Origin of the sequence: Pseudarthrobacter sp. SSS035 (genome assembly GCF_023273875.1) — a bacterium.
In the GTDB taxonomy this organism is placed as follows: domain Bacteria; phylum Actinomycetota; class Actinomycetes; order Actinomycetales; family Micrococcaceae; genus Arthrobacter.
In genome coordinates, this window is sequence record NZ_CP096882.1 from 3,685,607 (window position 1) to 3,702,982 (window position 17,376).

Annotated in this window: 15 protein-coding genes and 1 riboswitch; of the genes, 4 read left to right on the top strand and 11 right to left on the bottom strand. The window is 65.6% G+C overall.

What is annotated here, in order from left to right; translation table 11 throughout:
- Positions 1-14: 14 nt before the first annotated feature.
- The 6 genes from MUN23_RS17035 to MUN23_RS17060 form a co-directional block, all read right to left on the bottom strand.
- Positions 15-773 carry a class I SAM-dependent methyltransferase gene (locus MUN23_RS17035; RefSeq protein ID WP_248759942.1) on the bottom strand — a complete coding sequence of 253 codons (759 nt, stop codon included), beginning with the start codon at positions 771-773 and terminating at the stop codon, positions 15-17.
- A gap of 121 nt (positions 774-894) precedes the next feature.
- Entirely contained in the window at positions 895-2,334 is a 1,440-nt protein-coding gene (locus MUN23_RS17040; RefSeq protein WP_248759943.1) for an aminotransferase class V-fold PLP-dependent enzyme, read from the bottom strand.
- Between the two features lie 35 nt (positions 2,335-2,369).
- Positions 2,370-2,483, bottom strand: a riboswitch (SAM riboswitch).
- Between the two features lie 159 nt (positions 2,484-2,642).
- A complete protein-coding gene (gene hisN, locus MUN23_RS17045; protein WP_058931973.1) occupies positions 2,643-3,455 on the bottom strand; it encodes a histidinol-phosphatase in 813 nt (270 codons plus the stop codon).
- Between the two features lie 52 nt (positions 3,456-3,507).
- Positions 3,508-4,623 carry a ribosome small subunit-dependent GTPase A gene (gene rsgA, locus MUN23_RS17050; protein WP_248759944.1) on the bottom strand — a complete coding sequence of 372 codons (1,116 nt, stop codon included), beginning with the start codon at positions 4,621-4,623 and terminating at the stop codon, positions 3,508-3,510.
- Positions 4,607-6,007, bottom strand: a complete 1,401-nt coding sequence (gene aroA / locus MUN23_RS17055; protein ID WP_248759946.1) for a 3-phosphoshikimate 1-carboxyvinyltransferase — start codon at positions 6,005-6,007, stop codon at positions 4,607-4,609. The genes rsgA and aroA overlap by 17 nt, the downstream gene beginning before the upstream one ends.
- A gap of 6 nt (positions 6,008-6,013) precedes the next feature.
- Complete coding sequence (locus MUN23_RS17060; RefSeq protein WP_248759948.1) at positions 6,014-6,550, bottom strand: DoxX family protein; 537 nt, start codon at positions 6,548-6,550, stop codon at positions 6,014-6,016.
- Between the two features lie 316 nt (positions 6,551-6,866).
- Between MUN23_RS17060 and MUN23_RS17065 the strand changes: the two genes are divergently transcribed.
- The gene (locus MUN23_RS17065; RefSeq protein WP_248759950.1) at positions 6,867-7,676 is read left to right on the top strand and encodes a sigma-70 family RNA polymerase sigma factor; all 810 of its coding nucleotides are present in this window, start codon (positions 6,867-6,869) and stop codon (positions 7,674-7,676) included.
- Entirely contained in the window at positions 7,673-7,933 is a 261-nt protein-coding gene (gene rsrA, locus MUN23_RS17070) for a mycothiol system anti-sigma-R factor (RefSeq protein ID WP_056343299.1), read from the top strand. Before MUN23_RS17065 ends, rsrA begins: the two co-directional genes overlap by 4 nt.
- 165 nt (positions 7,934-8,098) lie before the next feature.
- On the opposite strand, the gene MUN23_RS23680 is transcribed toward rsrA, so the two are convergent.
- The 5 genes from MUN23_RS23680 to MUN23_RS17090 all read right to left on the bottom strand — a co-directional run bounded on the left by MUN23_RS23680 (position 8,099) and on the right by MUN23_RS17090 (position 14,403).
- Complete coding sequence (locus MUN23_RS23680) at positions 8,099-8,173, bottom strand: 50S ribosomal protein bL37 (RefSeq protein ID WP_104061284.1); 75 nt, start codon at positions 8,171-8,173, stop codon at positions 8,099-8,101.
- A gap of 153 nt (positions 8,174-8,326) precedes the next feature.
- Positions 8,327-8,938, bottom strand: coding sequence for a PadR family transcriptional regulator (locus MUN23_RS17075; protein ID WP_104061139.1), 612 nt, complete (start codon positions 8,936-8,938; stop codon positions 8,327-8,329).
- Positions 8,938-9,780 (bottom strand): DUF4097 family beta strand repeat-containing protein, encoded by an 843-nt coding sequence (locus MUN23_RS17080; RefSeq protein ID WP_248759951.1) that lies wholly within the window; start codon positions 9,778-9,780, stop codon positions 8,938-8,940. Before MUN23_RS17080 ends, MUN23_RS17075 begins: the two co-directional genes overlap by 1 nt.
- A 101-nt stretch (positions 9,781-9,881) precedes the next feature.
- A complete protein-coding gene (locus tag MUN23_RS17085; RefSeq protein WP_099093407.1) occupies positions 9,882-10,481 on the bottom strand; it encodes a GDSL-type esterase/lipase family protein in 600 nt (199 codons plus the stop codon).
- A 121-nt stretch (positions 10,482-10,602) separates the two neighbouring features.
- Positions 10,603-14,403: a multifunctional oxoglutarate decarboxylase/oxoglutarate dehydrogenase thiamine pyrophosphate-binding subunit/dihydrolipoyllysine-residue succinyltransferase subunit gene (locus MUN23_RS17090; RefSeq protein WP_248759952.1), complete on the bottom strand. Its 3,801-nt coding sequence runs from the start codon at positions 14,401-14,403 to the stop codon at positions 10,603-10,605.
- 500 nt (positions 14,404-14,903) lie between these two features.
- Here MUN23_RS17090 and MUN23_RS17095 point away from each other — a divergent pair, with 500 nt between their 5' ends.
- Both MUN23_RS17095 and MUN23_RS17100 read left to right on the top strand, forming a co-directional pair.
- The gene (locus tag MUN23_RS17095) at positions 14,904-16,238 is read left to right on the top strand and encodes a hemolysin family protein (RefSeq protein WP_248759953.1); all 1,335 of its coding nucleotides are present in this window, start codon (positions 14,904-14,906) and stop codon (positions 16,236-16,238) included.
- Positions 16,235-17,305 carry a hemolysin family protein gene (locus tag MUN23_RS17100; protein ID WP_248759954.1) on the top strand — a complete coding sequence of 357 codons (1,071 nt, stop codon included), beginning with the start codon at positions 16,235-16,237 and terminating at the stop codon, positions 17,303-17,305. The genes MUN23_RS17095 and MUN23_RS17100 overlap by 4 nt, the downstream gene beginning before the upstream one ends.
- Positions 17,306-17,376: the final 71 nt, after the last annotated feature.

Sequence of the window (17,376 nt, forward strand, 5' to 3'; positions counted from 1 at the left end):
GTGGTCCGCGCCCCTCACGCCTTCGTGGCCCGCCACGTCAGCGTCAGGTACGGCAGTCTGATGTCCTCTCCCACGGCGTGCCCCAAGTGCTCGTGCAGATACCAGTCCAGGTTGGCCAGGACCTTGCTTCGGGTGGCTTCGCCGGCGCGCAGGTAGTAGCTGCGGGACTTCGTCAGTTCCATGATGTCCGCCGTGCTGAGGCTGTCCTCCCACCGCGTCACGTGGCTCTCGAGGCCTTCAAACTCCGGCCCCACCACCGGGCGGAACCCGGGCTTGTAGACGTCGCCCGCGTGCATGATGCGGGACAACCGGTGCACCCACGGAACGGACGTGTCCAGCTGGTTCCAGATCAGCCCCAGCGTTCCGCCGGGCCGCAGGATCCGCGCCAGTTCGGTGCTCGCCGGCAGCGGATCGCACCAGTGCCAGGCCTGCGCCACGCTTACGACGTCGAACGAGGAGTCAGCGAGTCCCGTCGCCTCTGCCGTCCCCTGCGTCGCGTCCGCCGCCGCGTAGTGGCTCCGCAGCTGTTCGAGCATGTCCGGCGACGGGTCCACGGCGGAAACCGCCAGGCTGCGTTCCAGCAGCAGGGCGGTGAACTTGCCGGTTCCGGCGCCCACGTCCACGGCGTCCGCGGCCCCGGCAGGGATCAGCCAGTCCGCTGAGTCGGCAGGGTAGCCAGGGCGTACGCGCTGGTAATGTTCGCCGCCATCCTGGAAACTCCGTCCGAGTTCCAGACGGCGTCCGTGCTCAAGCCTGGGGCCACCCCGTGCCACGTGCGGCCTCCTTCAACTGTGCCCATCGGTATCCTTCGAATTTACCGCATGGGCCGCAGCCGCTGGGTCAGACGGCAGTCAGATGGCAGCCAGGTCAGGAACCAAGGGAGGAAAGCGTCAGTCAGTCGTCAAGGCACGGAGCCGCGCCGGCGGTGCCCGGCGTGTTGGGAGCCCAGTGAGGGTACGTGCGGGTGTCGTTGGCCGGAACCCAGCGGCCCGCGTCCACCACGTAGTCCCAGCCCAGGCCGGTCCGGCGGAGTTGCTCCAGGCCGGCAAGGAGCCGCTGGGCATCCTCCAGCCGTGAGCCCACACCGAAGCTGGCCCGCAGGGAACCGGAGGGAAGGCCGAGGCGCTTGAGCAGCGGGTGCGCGCAGAAGCGGCCGTCCCGGAGGCCAACGCCATGCTCGGCCGACAGGTACGCGGCCACAAGCCCGGCGTCGTACCCTGCCACGGAGAAGTTCACCACGCCGATGGTGCCCGTTTCAGCGTCCGTGTCCGAGAAGATCTGGTGCACGGTGACGCCGTCGATCTTCCCGAGCCCTTCCACCAGGAATGACCGGATGGCCGCCTCGTGGGCGTGCCAGCGGTCGTGGTCCAGGGACGCGATGACCTGGGCGGCGCGGGCCAGTGTGGCCGCGCCGAGGACGTTGGGGGAGCCGCCCTCGTGCCGGGCCGGACCGGTGGCCCAGCTGACGCCGTCGAGCCTGGCCTCGCGTACGGCGCCGCCGCCGGCCAGGTGGGGAGTACCGGCGTCGAGCCAGTCGGTGCGGCCCACCAGGACCCCGGAGCCGAAGGGCGCGTAGAGCTTGTGCCCGGAGAAGGCGAGGTAGTCGACGTCGTCGGTGCTGATATTGATGCGCCGGTGCGGCGCCAGCTGCGCGGCGTCCACCACGATCCGCGCGCCGTACTCATGGGCGAGGGCGGCCAGGGCCTTGATCGGGAGGATCTCGCCGGTGACGTTGGAGGCGCCCGTGACCGCGAGGAGGCTGACGTTGCCCTGCTCAAGTTCGGCGCGGAGGACCTCGAGGGTGCCCACGATGGTGTCCGCGGCGACGACGCTGCGGTGCGGGACTCCCTGCCACGGCAGGAGGTTGGCGTGGTGTTCGATGTCCAGGTAGAGGACATCGCCATTGGGCCGCCCGTCCGTCGCCGGCAGGCAACCCGCCAGCAGGTTCAGCGAGTCGGTCGTGTTCCGGGTGAAGATGACGGAGTCGTCCGGGCGTCCGCCCACAAAGTCGCGCACGATGTCCCGGGCGTTCTCATAGACGGACGTGCTGATCTGCGATGCGTAGCCGGCGCCGCGATGGACGCTGGCGTAGAACGGCAGGATCTCGTTGAGGTAGGCCGACACCACGGAGAGGGCGGGAGCGGATGCGCCGTAGTCCAGGTTTGCGTACCGGATGTGGCCGCCCTGGATCAGCGGTGCCTGGATTTCCGCGCCAGTGACGGCAGAGAGGGGGCGGCCGGCAATGGCGGCGGCATCGTTGAACAGCGCAGCGGCCTTGGCGGGGGCGGCGCTGTCGGGAGAAACAGTGTTGGGGGAGACGGTGGCAGTTGTCACGGAGACCTCACTCTAAAAGGACTCCCGGTAACGGGAACCCGCGCTTGCCGTGTCCATTCCGGACCGGCCTGGTCGTCACCCGGGGCACCCCACCGCGAATGGAGGGTTGCCGGCCAGCAAACCGGGGTTTAGCGCTGGCACTCGTGACCTGTTAAGAAGCGTAGAACATCCGCCGCTGCAGAAAGGAAGCCCGGCCCAATGTTAAGGACTTTGTTACGCGCGTTTGAGGAACAGTCTCATTTGTCGAAGATACGACGGCGGACGCCCCCTTGAGGAGGCGTCCGCCGTCGATAATTCGAAGAAAGTGCCTAGAGGAGATCGTCCAGATTCGGGTTCAGACGCTTGAGCACCTCTGAGTGCAGAATGGAGTTCGTGGCCAGGGCGTTGCCGCCGAACGGCCCGTCCTGTCCCTCCAAGGAGGTGAAGCGGCCGCCGGCTTCCACCACGATGGGCACCAAGGCAGCCATATCGTACAGGTTCAGTTCGGGCTCGCAGGCGATGTCCACGGAACCTTCGGCCACCATGCAGTAGGACCAGAAATCGCCGTAGGCGCGCGTGCGCCACACGTCCTCGGTCAGGCCCAGGAACTCATCCAGGTTGCCGCGTTCCTTCCAGCCGCCCAGGCTGGAGTAGGACAGGGAGGCATCCGAAAGTTTGGAGACGTCCGAGACGCGGAGCCGCGTTGCGGCGGCAAGGGACTTGCCCATGTACGCGCCGGAACCCTTGGCGGCCCACCAGCGTTTGCCCAGCGCGGGCGCGCTGACCACTCCCACCACGGGTTCGCCTTCGTCCACGAGGGCGATCAGGGTGGCCCAAACCGGGACGCCGCGGACAAAGTTCTTCGTGCCGTCGATGGGATCAATGATCCAGCGGCGGGAGCCATGGCCCGAACTGCCGAATTCCTCGCCCAGCACGGCGTCGCGCGGACGCGAGCGGGACAACTGGCCGCGGATGGCTTCCTCCGCGGACTTGTCCGCGTCCGTTACCGGCGTCAGGTCCGGCTTGGTCTCGATGCGGAGGTCCAGTGCCTTGAAGCGGCTCATGGTCTGGTCATCCACGGAATCTGCCAGCACATGGGCAAGGCGCAAGTCATCGTTGTAGCTCGAAGCGGGTTGGATCATGGTTCCAAACTACCGTCTCAGGGCCGCAGTGTTGGGGACATCGGCGTCCCGTCTAGCCGATGCTGCCCAGTTCCTTGGTTTCCTGGCCCACCAGGCGGGGATCCGTGCCCAGCAGCCGCCGCAGGGACGCGAGCCGGGCCGGGCCGGTGGGGCCCGCGTTGCCGGCGGACACCCAGGCATCCACCCCGCAGTTGACGGCCGCGGTGTTGTGCTTGCAGCCACGCTCGCAGGCATCCGTACCCGGCTCCAGGTCGGGGAAGGACCGCAGGATCCGGTCAGGGTCCACATGGGCCAGGCCGAACGAACGGATGCCAGGGGTGTCGATGATCCAGCTTCCGGCGGGAGCTCCGGTCAGCTTCAGGGCAAGGGCCGACGATGACGTGTGGCGGCCGCGGCCGGTCACCGCGTTCACACCACCGGTGGCCCGTTCGGCCCCGGTTAGCGCATTGACCATAGTGGACTTGCCCACGCCGGAATGACCCAGCATCACCGAGACCTTGCCCTCAAGGTACGCGCGGAGCTGCGAAACTGCGTCACTGTCCAAGCGGGCAGAGAGGCCGTCGTCGGAGCGGGCATCGATACCTGAGGCTTCGGAGTCCGACGTGCGGCTGATGATCACCGGGAAGTCCAGGTGCTCGTAGTTGGACAGCAGTTCCGCCGGATCCTTGACGTCCGCCTTGGTGACGAGCAGCAGCGGCTCAATGCCGGCGTCGTAAGCGGCCACGAGGGCGCGGTCGATGAAGCCTGTGCGCGGCTCCGGGTTTGCGGCGGCCACCACGACTACCAGCTGATCTGCGTTGGCCACCACCGCACGCTCTATCGGATCAGTGTCATCGGCGCTGCGGCGCAGCAGGGTCCTGCGGTCCTGGATCCGGACCAGGCGGGCCAGCGTGTCGGGTTCGCCGGAGACATCTCCAACGAGGGAGACGAAGTCGCCGGCAACCACGGGGGAGCGGCGGAGTTCGCGGGCCCTGGCTGCGATGATGATCCGCTCGTCGCCCGAGTCTTCGCCGACGACGGCGGTGTAGCGGCCGCGGTCCACTGTGATGATGCGGCCCGTGACGGCGTCGTCGTGGCTGGGGCGGTCCTTCGTGCGCGGCCGGGAGCCCTTTTTGCTGGGCCGGATCCGGACGTCGGACTCGTCCCAGGAATCAGTGCTGCGTGCCACCAGTGGGACCTTCCGTGCGCTTGTCGGCAGCAGCGCCCTGGGCCAGCATGTCGGCCCACATCTGCGGGAATTCCGGCATGGTCTTGGCAGTGGTAGCGATGTCCTGGACTTCGATGCCCGGCACCGCGAGGCCGAGGATGGCACCGGCGGTGGCCATCCTGTGGTCCGCGTAGCTGTGGACGACGCCGGCGTGCAGCTTTGCCGGGCGGATCACCAGGCCGTCGCTGGTCTCCTCCGCGTCGCCGCCGAGGCGGTTGATTTCGGTGACCAGCGCGGCCAACCGGTCCGTCTCGTGGCCGCGAAGGTGCGCGATGCCGGTCAGCCGTGAAGGTCCGCTGGCCAGGGCGCAGAGGGCCGCCACGGTAGGGGCGAGTTCGCTGGTTTCGTCAAAATCCGCACCCTTGATCTCTGGCCCGCCCGTGACGGTCAGGACGCCGTCAGCCAGGCTGACGTCCGCGCCCATGTCCGCCAGGATGCTGCGCCAGAGGTCTCCCACCTGGGTGGTGCCGGCGGGCCAGTCCGGGATCCGGACGGTGCCGCCGGAGGCCAGCGCGGCGGCCAGGAACGGGCCGGCGTTGGAGAGGTCCTGCTCAATGCGCTGGTCAAAGGCGCGGATGGGGCCCGGTGCCACTACCCAGTGGTTGGGCATGGAATCGTCAACTGATACACCGACGCCGCGGAGTACGGCAACGGTCATGTTGATGTGGTCCAGGCTCGGCACCGGTTTGCCCACATGTTCAAGGTGGAGCCCGTCGGTAAACCTGGCGCCGACCAGCAGGAGGGCCGAGACGAACTGTGACGACGCACTGGCATCGATCACCAGGTGGCCGCCCCGGACTTCCCCGGTGCCTGCAACAGTGAACGGCAGCGACGAGGGGGTCCCGCCGTCGTCCGCGGTCAGGGCCACCCCGAGGGCCTTCAGGGCCTCGATGATGGTGCCCATGGGACGCTTCCGGGCGTGGGGGTCGCCGTCGAACACGCTCACGCCGTTGCGCAACGCCGCAAGCGGCGGAACAAAACGCATCACTGTGCCGGCGAGGCCGCAGTCAATGTGCGTCCTTGACGACGGCGCCTCCTGGCTCAGGGGCATGACCTCAAGGTCCGGCCCGAACGCGCCGTCGCCGGGCACCTCCGTGATGGTGGCTCCCAACTGGCGGAGGGCGTCGATCATCAACGCAGAGTCCCGGGAATGCAGGGGGGCGCGGAGACGGGACGGCCCGTCAGCCAGCGCAGCCAGCACCAGGAACCGGTTGGTCAGGGATTTTGAACCCGGCACCGTGACGGTGGCGTTGATGGGCCTACTGGCGAAGGGGGCCGGCCAGTGCGGAACGGTGCCGATGGAGCTGTGTGAGCCGGTGGCAGCGGGCGGGGTGGAACCGGTCATCCGTCCTTACGCCCCCGTTGCGTGTTCGACGGCGCGGCGCACGGCCTTGTCTGCCTTGTGAAACTTTTGGCCGGTGGTCTTGCGGGCGCCGGCGGCGCTCTTCCGGGCGTCCGCGGCGAGGTGCTCGGCACGCCAGGCCAGGCCCGGCTTGCCGGCGGTGTCCACCGAGGCCAGCAGGGCGCCGCCGCTGAGGGAAATGTTCTTGAGCAGCTGGTTCCGGCGGGCTTCTCGGCCTTCCTTGGTGCTGATGTCTGCGCTGCGCCATTCCACAAAGGTGTTCAGGAGCGAGATGACGGTCAGCAGTGTTGCCGAGAGGCGGCTGAACTTGCCCAGGCCGAACAGCACGCCGGCACCCACCTGCGTTCCGCCGATCACCCGTGCCAGCATCTTTTCGTCGGCCTGGAACGGCAGCGACGCGGCTGCCTTCTGCAGGAGCGGCGAGAGCTGGGTGGCGGTGTCATCGGCGTTCTTCAGCTTGTCCAGTCCGGCGACTACGAAACTGGAAGCCAGCATGGGGCGGGCGAGAGTACGGACAAAGGACATGGGTTTCCTCCTGGCTGGACGAACCGCACCGGATGCGGCGGAGTCCGTTCTAGTCTTGCACTTTTGGGGAATATTTGCCTGCCGCCAGCGGTTATGGTTTGCGGGTCCGCCGAACACCGGACGAATTGACTCATCATGGATTCCCCGGCAGGTATTTGCCTGGAACACTATGGCCTGACACAGACTGGAGTTGCCCTTGAGGTTACTGAAGGACGGGACGGAGCCCGCCGGACCCGTAGCACTGCAGACTCTGGAATCCGATCCTCCGGAGTACGGATCGCCGCGCGCCAAGGCCGTCACAGTAGACTTGAACGCAATGAGCACCCTGGATCCGGCCCTCGAGGCCATGTATGAGGCCTCCGAACGCGAAGCCAAAACAAGCAGCGAAGCCAATGCCAGCAGCGATGCGCCGGCAGGGAGTGACTCGCGGCCGGCAGACGCGCAGCCTGCAGGGGATGTCCCTGTGCCCACTGAGCCTGCGCCCGCCGAGCAGCCCGTGGATGTGGCCACCGAATCAGCGGAAGAACGCCGGGTCCGTTTTGAGCGTGATGCCATGCAGTACGTGGACCAGCTCTACTCGGCCGCCATGCGGATGGCCAGGAACCCCGCGGATGCGGAAGACCTGGTCCAGGAGGCCTACACCAAGGCGTTCTCAGCGTTCCACCAGTACAAGCCCGGCACCAACCTCAAGGCCTGGCTCTACCGGATCCTGACCAACACGTACATCAACCTCTACCGCAAGCGGCAGCGCGAACCGCTGCAGTCGAACTCGGACACCATCGAGGACTGGCAGCTGGCCAGGGCGGAGTCGCACACGTCCCGCGGCCTGCGCTCGGCCGAGGCTGAGGCGCTGGACCACCTGCCGGACTCGGACGTCAAGCGGGCGCTGCAGGCCATTCCCGAGGAGTTCCGGCTGGCGGTGTACTTCGCCGATGTCGAAGGCTTCGCGTACAAGGAGATCTCGGACATCATGAACACGCCGATCGGGACAGTGATGTCCCGGTTGCACCGCGGCCGGAAAATGTTGCGGGACATGCTGGCGGACTATGCCGTCGAACGAGGATTCAAAGGCGCCGTCGAATCACAGGACACGGCCGCGACCACAAAACAGGAGAACAGGAAATGAGCGACTGCCAGGGATTGGGCGACTGCGATGACGCCCGGATGCAACGCATCTACGAATACCTCGACGGGGCGTTGACCCGCGAGGACATCACGGAAATCAAGACCCACCTTGATGAGTGCCCTGAGTGCACGGAGGAGTACGACCTGGAGTGTGTGATCCGCACCATGGTGAAGCGCTCGTGCACCGAGGCCGCTCCGGAGAACCTGAAGAACGCCATCCTGGACCGGATCCACGCGATCCGCCCGGTGGACGCCTGACACAAGCGGTAGCCGTTTGAAGGGACACCTGACCGCGTGGACGCCTGGCTGCGTCGATGCCTGTCAGCAGTACCGCAGGCGTGAAAGATCGGTGCAAAGACGAAGGACCCCGGAAGCCGTGTGGCTTCCGGGGTCCTTCGCTTAAACCGTTTTCCAAGCTTTAGCTTAGGCGTTGGGGCGCTTCCCGTGGTTCGCGCCGCCACGCTTACGGTCACGACGTTTACGTGCACGCTTGCTCATAGCTGGCCTCCTTAAATGTTGGTACTCAAAAGAGCTGCCCTCAAGTCTCCCACACCATGGGACACGCCGCGAAACCGAAACGGGCTGTGACCGGGGGCAACGCCGAACCACCGGCTCAGTCTGGCGGCTGAGCCGGTGGCCAAGCCCGGCGCCTCAGCCGGGCAGCGAGTTGCGGATGGAGATGCGCGCCTGGTCCAGCACGGTCCTGACAGTTTCCAGCGTGACGGCGCTGAGCGGTTGCCGGGTGGCCTGCAGCCGCAGTTCCACACGAAGATCGTCCCGGAACGCCTGCAGCAGCATCTCCGCTTCCTTCAGCTCCCGGAACCCTTCCGAAGACTGGCGGCCGGCTTTCCGGAAATCGGCGGCCCGCGCAGTGGAACGGGCCGCCTCTGCGGTGGCTGCCAGGTCTGCCCGCAACCCGCGCATGTTGGCGCGGATATCCGCCCGCAGGTTGTCCGCCAGCCGGCGGACGGAAGCGGAAATGTCGTTCTCGACGCCGGCGAGTTCCTCCCGGCGCTTATTGAGTTCGGCAAGCCCCGCCGCGGTGATGCGGTAGTTGGTGCGGCGGCCAACAGGCTCGGTGGCGACGAGCCCTTCTTCCTCCAGCTTCCCCAGCCGCGGATATATGGTTCCCGCACTGGGGGAGTACGTGCCGCCAAATCGCTCGCTGAGGGCTTTGATCAGTTCATAGCCATGTTTAGGCCCTGACTCCAGCAGTGCGAGCAGGTACAGCCGGAGCGCACCGTGGGCAAACACCGGAGGCATCAGTGCCCCGCTTCCGGGCTACTTGCGTCGTCACTGCGGGCCGGCTGGCCATGGAAGATGGACGTTTTGCCGGACACCGAGTTGGTCCGGACAAGCATCAGCTTCCCGTCCGGTCCGGCAATGGTTTCCACCTTGCCGCCGGGCTGCGAGTACTGCTGGTCATCAATCACCACAACGCCGCTGGCAGACTTCGCCACGATGTCCACCCCGACGTCATGGGGCAGCCTGATGGTGAGGTCGCCGGAGACTGAATTGGCACCGAAGTCGTGGGTAAAGCCGAGCAGGTCAAAACTCATGTCGCCGCTGACCGTGTGAGCCCGGATGTTGCTGAACCGGCCGGATGCGGTGACCTCGCCGGAGACACTCTTGGCGGTCAGGACGCCGTCGTGGTTTCGCGCGATGACCTCGCCGCTGACGGTGTTGACGTGAAGTTCCCCGGACGTGCCGTCCGCCATCACAGAACCCGAGACGGTATTGAGCCGCGTGTGCCCGCTGATGCCGGACACAAGGCCATCGCCGCTGACCGTACCGGCCTCCACGTCGACGCCGGCCGGCAGGGCAATACTGATCACCGCTGAGTTGTTGCTGTTGTGGTTGACCGTGCCCATCAGGTTCTTGAACCAGCCCTGCGGGCCGTGCAGCTGATGGCGGACCTCAAGCCGGCCGTCTGTCAGTGTCACCGACACGGGATCGCCCTGGACGTCGTTGATCTCCACACGGGCAACGGCGTCGGCATGGGTGACGACGTCGAACCGGCCGCGGACCATGCCCAGCTTCAGAGACCTGACGTGGTCAACGTCGATGGTTTGCGGACCTGTGACGGTCCAGCTGTCCTCTGTCATGAAATCCTCCAAAACCGCGATATATCGTGACTAATAGTCCAAGATATAACGGGCCACCGGGAGCAGTCAAGATATATCGCGACTGGAAGGGTTGGGGATGCTTACTCGGGGGCGTCCATGCCCAGCCACTGGAACCAGCCACGGTGGAGGACCAGCCAGGCCATCAGGCCATAGCCCGCCTGCCCGGGCGTGCCGGTGTTGGCCGCAAGGTCCTGGCGCCACTGTTCGTGGTTCAGCAGGGGGGAGAACGTGTCCACATAGAGGTGCTTGCGCCTGGTGGTGACGTCAGCGAAGGCTGTGTTCAGATCGGCGAGCCGGCGGTTCTGTACCGGGTCCAGCGTGGGCGGCGGGCCCACCACAAACACCTCGATCCGGTTCTGCGTGGCGGTATCCAGGATGTTGGCCAGGTTCAGGCGGCTGCGGGCGGTCGACAGGCCGAACTCGATGTCCCGGCCCGAGAGGCCAATCACCAGGCGGTTCTCGTGCTGGTCGCCGAACCGCCGCCCGGCCTCCTCCTGCCAGCGGGCAGCCAGCCCCTCCGTTCCTTCCTGGGGACAGGGGAGGGCATACGCTTCCATGACCATGCCGTCCTGCGGAGTGCGGGCCAACACGCGGCCCAGCCAGCCGAGGGCCCTGGGATCGCCCAGTCCGGCCAGCAGTTCATCTCCAACAGCTGCGATCCGTAGCTTCCTGTCTTCCACAAGTCCCTCTTTACGTCCGTGCCGATTCAGGCCAATCGGCGTGGCTATGATCCATCTTCATTAAACAGAACTGCCCGGCCGGAGTCTGGTATTTCGACGTCCGGCCGGGCAGCCACTGGGACTACTTCCGTGCAAATGCCTGCTTCAGCAGTGAATCCTGCTCAGCTGCGTGTCGCTTCATGGAGCCGGCCGCCGTGGAGGCCGATGCGGGACGCGACACCAGGCGGACGCGCCGGTCCAGCGCCTCCGGGAGGTTCAGGCCCATAAACGGCCACGGTCCCTGGTTGGCGGGCTCGTCCTGTGCCCAGACAACCTCCGCGTTCGGGTACTTGGCCAGTTCCGCTGCGATTTCTTCGTGCGGCAGCGGGTAGAGCTGCTCCACGCGGACAATCGCGGTGGTCTTGTCACCGGTCTTCTGCCGGGTGGACAGGAGATCGTAGTACAGGCGGCCGGAGACCAGCAGTACGCGTTCGACGGCGTCTGCCGCCAGCTGCTCGTGGTCACCTATGACGGGGCGGAAGGAGCCCGTGGTGAAGTCCTCGACGGACGACGCGGCTGCCTTGAGCCGCAGCAGCTGCTTCGGCGTGAAGATGATCAGCGGCTTGCGCGGCCGGCTGTACGCCTGGCGGCGCAGCAGGTGGAAGTGTGATGCCGCCGTGGTGGGGTTGGCGACGATCATGTTCTCTTCGGCGCACATCAGCATGAAGCGTTCGATGCGTGCCGACGAGTGGTCCGGGCCCTGGCCTTCGTAGCCGTGCGGCAGCATCAGGACCAGGGAGGAGCGCTGGCCCCACTTCTGCTCGGCCGAGGAGATGAACTCATCGATGATGGTCTGCGCACCATTGACGAAGTCACCGAACTGCGCTTCCCACAGCACCAGGGCATCCGGGCGTTCCACCGAGTAGCCGTATTCGAAGCCCATGGCCGCGTATTCGGACAGCAGGGAGTCGTAGATCCACAGCTTCGCCTGGTCATCCGAGAGGTGGCCCAGGGGCAGCCACTCGCCGCCGTTGGCGCGGTCGTGGAACACCGCGTGGCGCTGCACAAACGTGCCGCGGCGCGAATCCTGGCCGGCAAGCCGGACGGGAACGCCTTCCATGATCAGCGAACCGAAGGCCGCGATCTCGCCAAAGCCCCAGTCGATGCCGCCTTCGCGGGACATCTGCTCGCGCTTTTCGAGGAGCTGCTTGAGCTTGGCGTGGACGGTGAAGCCCTCGGGGATCTGGACGTGGGCCTTGCCGATGTGTGCCAGGGTCTCCGGAGAAATGGCAGTGGACGCCGGGGCGTTGGTGCCGAAGTCAGCCTGCTGGGCGATGGGACGCTCAATGTCGGAGACGGCGGCGGAGTCCGCGGTGATGATCGGGATGGGCGAGGTCTGGGCCGCGTGCGTTTCGGCGAAGACCCGCTCCAGCCGTTCCTGGTAGTCGCGGAGCAGCTGCTCGGCCTCTTCCTCGGTGATGTCGCCACGGCCGATGAGTGCCTCGGTGTACAGCTTGCGGACGGAGCGCTTGGCTTCGATCAGGTTGTACATCATGGGCTGGGTCATCGAGGGGTCGTCACCCTCGTTGTGGCCACGGCGGCGGTAGCACACCATGTCGATCACAACGTCCTTGTGGAACCGCTGGCGGAACTCGTAGGCGAGCTGGGCAATGCGCACCACTGCCTCGGGATCGTCACCGTTCACGTGGAACACCGGTGCCTGGATCATCTTGGCGACATCCGTGGAGTACGTGGATGAACGCGACGACGATGGAGCAGTGGTGAAGCCCACCTGGTTGTTGACCACCACGTGGATGGTGCCGCCGGTCCGGTAGCCGCGGAGCTGGGACAGGTTCAGCGTCTCGGCAACCACGCCCTGGCCCGCAAACGCAGCGTCGCCGTGGACCATCAGGGGCAGGACCGGGAAGGCCTCGCCCTGGTCCAGGCGGTCCTGCTTGGCGCGGACGATGCCTTCCAGCACCGAGTCGACAGCCTCGAGGTGGGACGGGTTGGCGGCGAGGTAGACCTTGGTCTCGTTGCCGTTTTCCGAGGTGAACGTGCCTTCGGTACCGAGGTGGTACTTCACGTCGCCGGAGCCCTGCACGGAGCGGGGATCCTGGGTGCCTTCGAATTCGCGGAACACCTGGGCGTAGGTCTTGCCGGCGATGTTGGTGAGGACGTTCAGGCGGCCACGGTGGGCCATGCCGATTGCAACCTCGTCCAGTCCGTCGTCGGCGGCATCGGAAATGATGGCGTCGAGCAGCGGAATCAGGGATTCGCCGCCTTCCAGGGAGAAGCGCTTCTGGCCGACGAACTTGGTCTGCAGGAAGGTTTCAAACGCCTCTGCCGCGTTGAGCCGGGACACGATGCGCAGCTGCTCTTCGCGGCTCGGCTTCGAGTACGGGTGCTCCAGCTGGTCCTGGAACCATTTGCGTTCCTCCGGCTCCTGGATGTGCATGTATTCGATGCCTGTGGTGCGGCAGTAGGCGTCACGGAGGACACCGAGGATGTCGCGGAACTTGAGCATGGGCGCGCCGCCGAAACCGCCGGTGGGCCACTCGCGGTCCAGGTCCCACAGGGTCAGCCCATAGGTGAGGACGTCAAGGTCCGGGTGCTTGCGCTGGACGTACTCCAGGGGATCGGTGTCTGCCATCAGGTGGCCGCGCACACGGTAGGAGTGGATCAGCTGCTGGATCCGGGCAACCTTGTTGATCTCGTCGGCCGGGTCCACCTGCAGGTCCGGGCTCCAGCGCACGGGCTCGTACGGGATGCGCAGGGACTCGAAGATTTCGTCGTAGAAGTTCTGGGCACCGAGCAGCAGCTGGTGCACAAGCTTCAGGAACTCGCCGCTGCCGGCTCCCTGGATGACGCGGTGGTCATAGGTGGATGTCAGCGTGAGGACTTTGCTGATGGCGTTCTGCGCAATGATCTTTTCGCTGGCGCCCTGGAACTCGGCCGGGTAGTCCAGCGCGCCGACTCCGATGATGGCAGCCTGTCCCTTGGACAGACGCGGCACGGAGTGAACGGTGCCGATGCCGCCTGGGTTGGTCAGGGACACCGTGGTGCCGGAGTGGTCATCAGCGGTCAGCTTGCCGGCACGGGCACGCTTGATCAGGTCTTCATAGGTGTGCCAGAACTCGGAGAAGTTGAGGGTCTCCGCCTTCTTGATGTTGGGCACCATAAGCAGGCGGGTGCCGTCCGGCTTGGGCATGTCAATGGCGATGCCGAAGTTGACGTGGGCCGGCTGGATAGCGCTGGGCTTGCCGTCGATTTCGTCGTAGTAGACGTTCATCGAGGGGAACTGGGCGAGTGCCCGGATCACGGCGTAGCCGATGAGGTGCGTGAAGGAAACCTTGCCGCCGCGTGCACGGGCCAGGTTGGAGTTGATGACCACACGGTTATCGATCAGCAGCTTGGCCGGAATGGCCCGGACGCTGGTGGCCGTGGGGACCTCAAGGCTGGTGACCATGTTGGTGGCGATGGCCTTGGCCGGGCCGCGAAGAACGGAGACCACGTCCTCTTCCGGAGCCGTGGGTGCCTTGACGTTCTTGGGAAGCTGGGCGGGAATCGGCTGGGCGCCGGTTCCGGGCTCGGTCTTCTTCGCGCCATCGCGGGCGACCGTAGCGGGAGCTTTCTTTGCCGCCGCGGGGGCGGTGGCCGGCGCTGCGGGCTGTGCGGCCGGCGACGTTGCCGGTGCAGCAGTTGCAGAAGCCGGAGGTGCCGGCGGTACAGCCGGCATTTCGCGGGTTGCTGGGTGGGCCACGGCTACCGCCGTGCTTCCGTTGGAAGAAGAACCGCTGCCTGAATCGAAGGACTCGAAAAGGGGCCACCATTTGGTATCCACCGTGTTCTTGTCTTTCTGATACTGCTCGTACAGTTCGTCAACGAGCCACTCATTTCCGCCAAATTCCTCTGGTAGACGGTGGCTAGGCTGCTCTGGCACTTGAAATACGCCTCTTCCATGAGTTTGATTTCTCTCTGGCCGCCACGGTGCCGCAGCACAACATTCGAACCAGTCTCTGCGTCCTGAACCCGGACCGTTGCCAGTCTAATGAGCATTCTGTGTTAACTGCCAATAACGGTGACCCAAATCATGGCAATGACGCGGAGATCACGGATTGTGGCGTCCGGAAACCGTCCCGGAGCGGGTGCGCCGTGACCTCAGTGCGGCCATCCGAAAGCCGCAATCTGCTCCTGTAGACTGACATTCTTATGGACAGTAAATCTAGGTGCCGGCCTGGGGGCTGTCAGCGGAGCACGACGTACAGCACCGCGCAGTCCACCCGCAGAGCCGGCAAACCCCGAACACGCGCCCATCATTCTCCGTCAGCCCACCCCGGCGGAGCCCCTATGGAAACAGCGTCGGCTTCGGCCGATCATCCTCCGCCGGTCCGTTTCCCCCGGCTTCACACAATTTCTCCCGACTTTCGGGCGGGATGCTGAATGGAGTGGTTGCTCCTCGCGGCAGGCCTCCTGCTGATCGCCGGCACCGGCTTTTTCGTCGCCGTCGAATTTTCCCTGATTGCCCTTGACCAGGCCACGGTCCAACGTGCCATCGATAACGGTGACACGGGTGCCGTCCCCCTGCTCAAGTGCCTGAAATCCCTCTCAACCCAGCTTTCCAGCTGTCAGCTCGGCATCACCCTGACCACCCTTCTGACCGGTTACGTGATGGAACCGTCGGTAGGACGCCTCCTCGAGGGCCCGTTGGCCGCCGTCGGAATTCCCGAAGTGGCTGCCGCGTCCGTTTCCCTGGTCATCGCCATGGCGCTGGCCACGCTGTTGTCCATGCTGCTTGGCGAACTGGTGCCCAAGAACATGGCCATTGCGCTGTCCTTCCAAGTGGGCAAGGCGCTGGCGCGGCCGCAGCTGGTGTTTACCGCCATCTTCAAGCCCGCCATCGTGGTGCTCAACGGCTTTTCCAACAAGGTACTGAACGTCTTTGGCCTGGAGGCCAAGGAGGAGATTTCCGGTGCCCGGACGCCGGCCGAGCTCGCCTCCCTGGTGCGGCGCTCCGCCGCCATGGGAACGCTCGACGCAGGGACGGCCAACTTTGTGGCCCGCACCCTGAACTTCTCGGCCCGGACGGCCGCCGACGTTATGACGCCCCGGATCCGGATGGAAACCATCGACGCCGACCAGCCTGTCTCGGAAATCCTGGACGCCGCCCGGCGCACCGGGTACTCCCGCTTCCCCGTCATCGGGGAGTCCTCCGACGACATCAAGGGCCTGGTCCACGTCAAGAAGGCCGTTGCCGTGCCGTGGGACCGGCGGGCCAACCTGGAGGCCGGAGCCATCATGACCGATGTCCTCCGCGTGCCGGAGACCATCCACCTCGATGCCCTCCTGGCCGAGCTGCGCGAGGGAAACCTCCAGCTCGCGATTGTCCTGGATGAATACGGCGGAACCGCAGGCATCGCCACCCTTGAGGACCTGGTGGAGGAAATCGTCGGTGAAGTGTCCGACGAGCACGACAAGGTACGCCCGGGACTGCTCCAGAGCGCCTCCGGGGACTGGTACTTCCCCGGGTTGCTGCGCCCCGACGAGCTTTCCGAACAGATCCCGGGGCTGACTGTTCCGGACGAAGCCGCCTACGAAACCGTGGGCGGGTACGTCATGAGTGAACTGGGCCGGATCGCCGCAGTGGGGGACACCGTCGACGTAGGCGGAGGCACGCTGAGCGTGACCAGGATGGACGGCCGAAGGATCGAGCGGATCTCCTTCCATCCGGCGGCGCCTGCAGCGGAGCCTGCTCCGGAAGACGAGAGGGAACGATGAGTGACTGGGCCGGAATTGCCTGGCTGGTTGTCCTCCTGCTGGGTAACGCGTTTTTTGTCGGCGCCGAGTTCGCCGTGATGTCGGCCAGGCGCAGCCAGATCGAACCCCTGGCCGAGGCCGGTTCCAAACGGGCACAGACCACGTTGCGCGCCATGGAAAATGTCTCATTGATGCTGGCCTGTGCGCAGTTGGGTATCACCGTGTGCTCGCTGCTGATCCTGCAGGTGGCCGAACCGGCCATCCACCACCTGATGGCGGCTCCCCTGGAAGCTGTCGGGCTGCCGGTGGAAGTTGCCGACGTCGCGGCGTTCGCGATTGCCCTGATGGTGGTGACCTTCCTCCACGTGACGTTCGGCGAGATGGTGCCGAAGAACATCTCCGTATCGGTGGCGGACAAGGCTGCCTTGCTGCTGGCGCCGCCGCTGATGTTTGTTGCGAAGCTGGTCAACCCGGCCATCGTCGCGCTGAACTGGTCCGCCAACCACATCCTCAAGCTGCTGCGGATTGAGCCCAAGGATGAGGTGAACTCGTCCTTTACCCTCGAAGAAGTCCAGTCGATCGTGCAGGAATCCACCCGTCACGGGCTGGTGGATGATGACGCGGGCCTGATCACCGGCGCCCTGGAATTTTCCGAATACACGGCGTCGGACATCATGGTTCCGCTGGACAACCTGGTCATGCTGAAGGCGGCCACCACACCGGTGGAGTTTGAAAAAGCCGTCAGCAGGACCGGTTTTTCGAGGTTCCCGATGCTGGACGATGACGGCATGCTGTCCGGATACCTCCACGTGAAGGATGTGCTGTCCATTCCTGAGTCGGACTACCAGCACCCCATCGCCGAAAGCAGGATCCGTTCGCTGGCCAACCTTGCGCTGGACGACGAGGTTGAAACGGCCATGTCCGTCATGCAGCGCACGGGCTCACACCTGGCCCGCGTGATCGGCACGGACGGGCAGACCCATGGCGTCCTCTTCCTGGAAGACGTGATCGAGCAGCTGGTGGGAGAGATCCGGGACGCCACGCAGGCCACCGGCATCAGGAGGCTGGGCGAGCCGAACGGTGACTGAGCGCGCCCGGGTCCGCTAGCGACCGGCCCGGCTATCCTAAATAGGAATCATTCACATTTGGGGGTAAGCTT

Bases quoted from the DNA above. Each gene is read 5' to 3' on its own strand.
- MUN23_RS17080 (WP_248759951.1), bottom strand. From the start codon at position 9,780: ATGACAGAGGACAGCTGGACCGTCACAGGTCCGCAAACCATCGACGTT.
- MUN23_RS17065 (WP_248759950.1), top strand. From the start codon at position 6,867: ATGAGCACCCTGGATCCGGCCCTCGAGGCCATGTATGAGGCCTCCGAA.
- MUN23_RS17100 (WP_248759954.1), top strand. From the start codon at position 16,235: ATGAGTGACTGGGCCGGAATTGCCTGGCTGGTTGTCCTCCTGCTGGGT.
- rsrA (WP_056343299.1), top strand. From the start codon at position 7,673: ATGAGCGACTGCCAGGGATTGGGCGACTGCGATGACGCCCGGATGCAA.
- MUN23_RS17095 (WP_248759953.1), top strand. From the start codon at position 14,904: ATGGAGTGGTTGCTCCTCGCGGCAGGCCTCCTGCTGATCGCCGGCACC.
- aroA (WP_248759946.1), bottom strand. From the start codon at position 6,007: ATGACCGGTTCCACCCCGCCCGCTGCCACCGGCTCACACAGCTCCATC.
- MUN23_RS17060 (WP_248759948.1), bottom strand. From the start codon at position 6,550: ATGTCCTTTGTCCGTACTCTCGCCCGCCCCATGCTGGCTTCCAGTTTC.
- MUN23_RS17075 (WP_104061139.1), bottom strand. From the start codon at position 8,938: ATGCCTCCGGTGTTTGCCCACGGTGCGCTCCGGCTGTACCTGCTCGCA.
- hisN (WP_058931973.1), bottom strand. From the start codon at position 3,455: ATGATCCAACCCGCTTCGAGCTACAACGATGACTTGCGCCTTGCCCAT.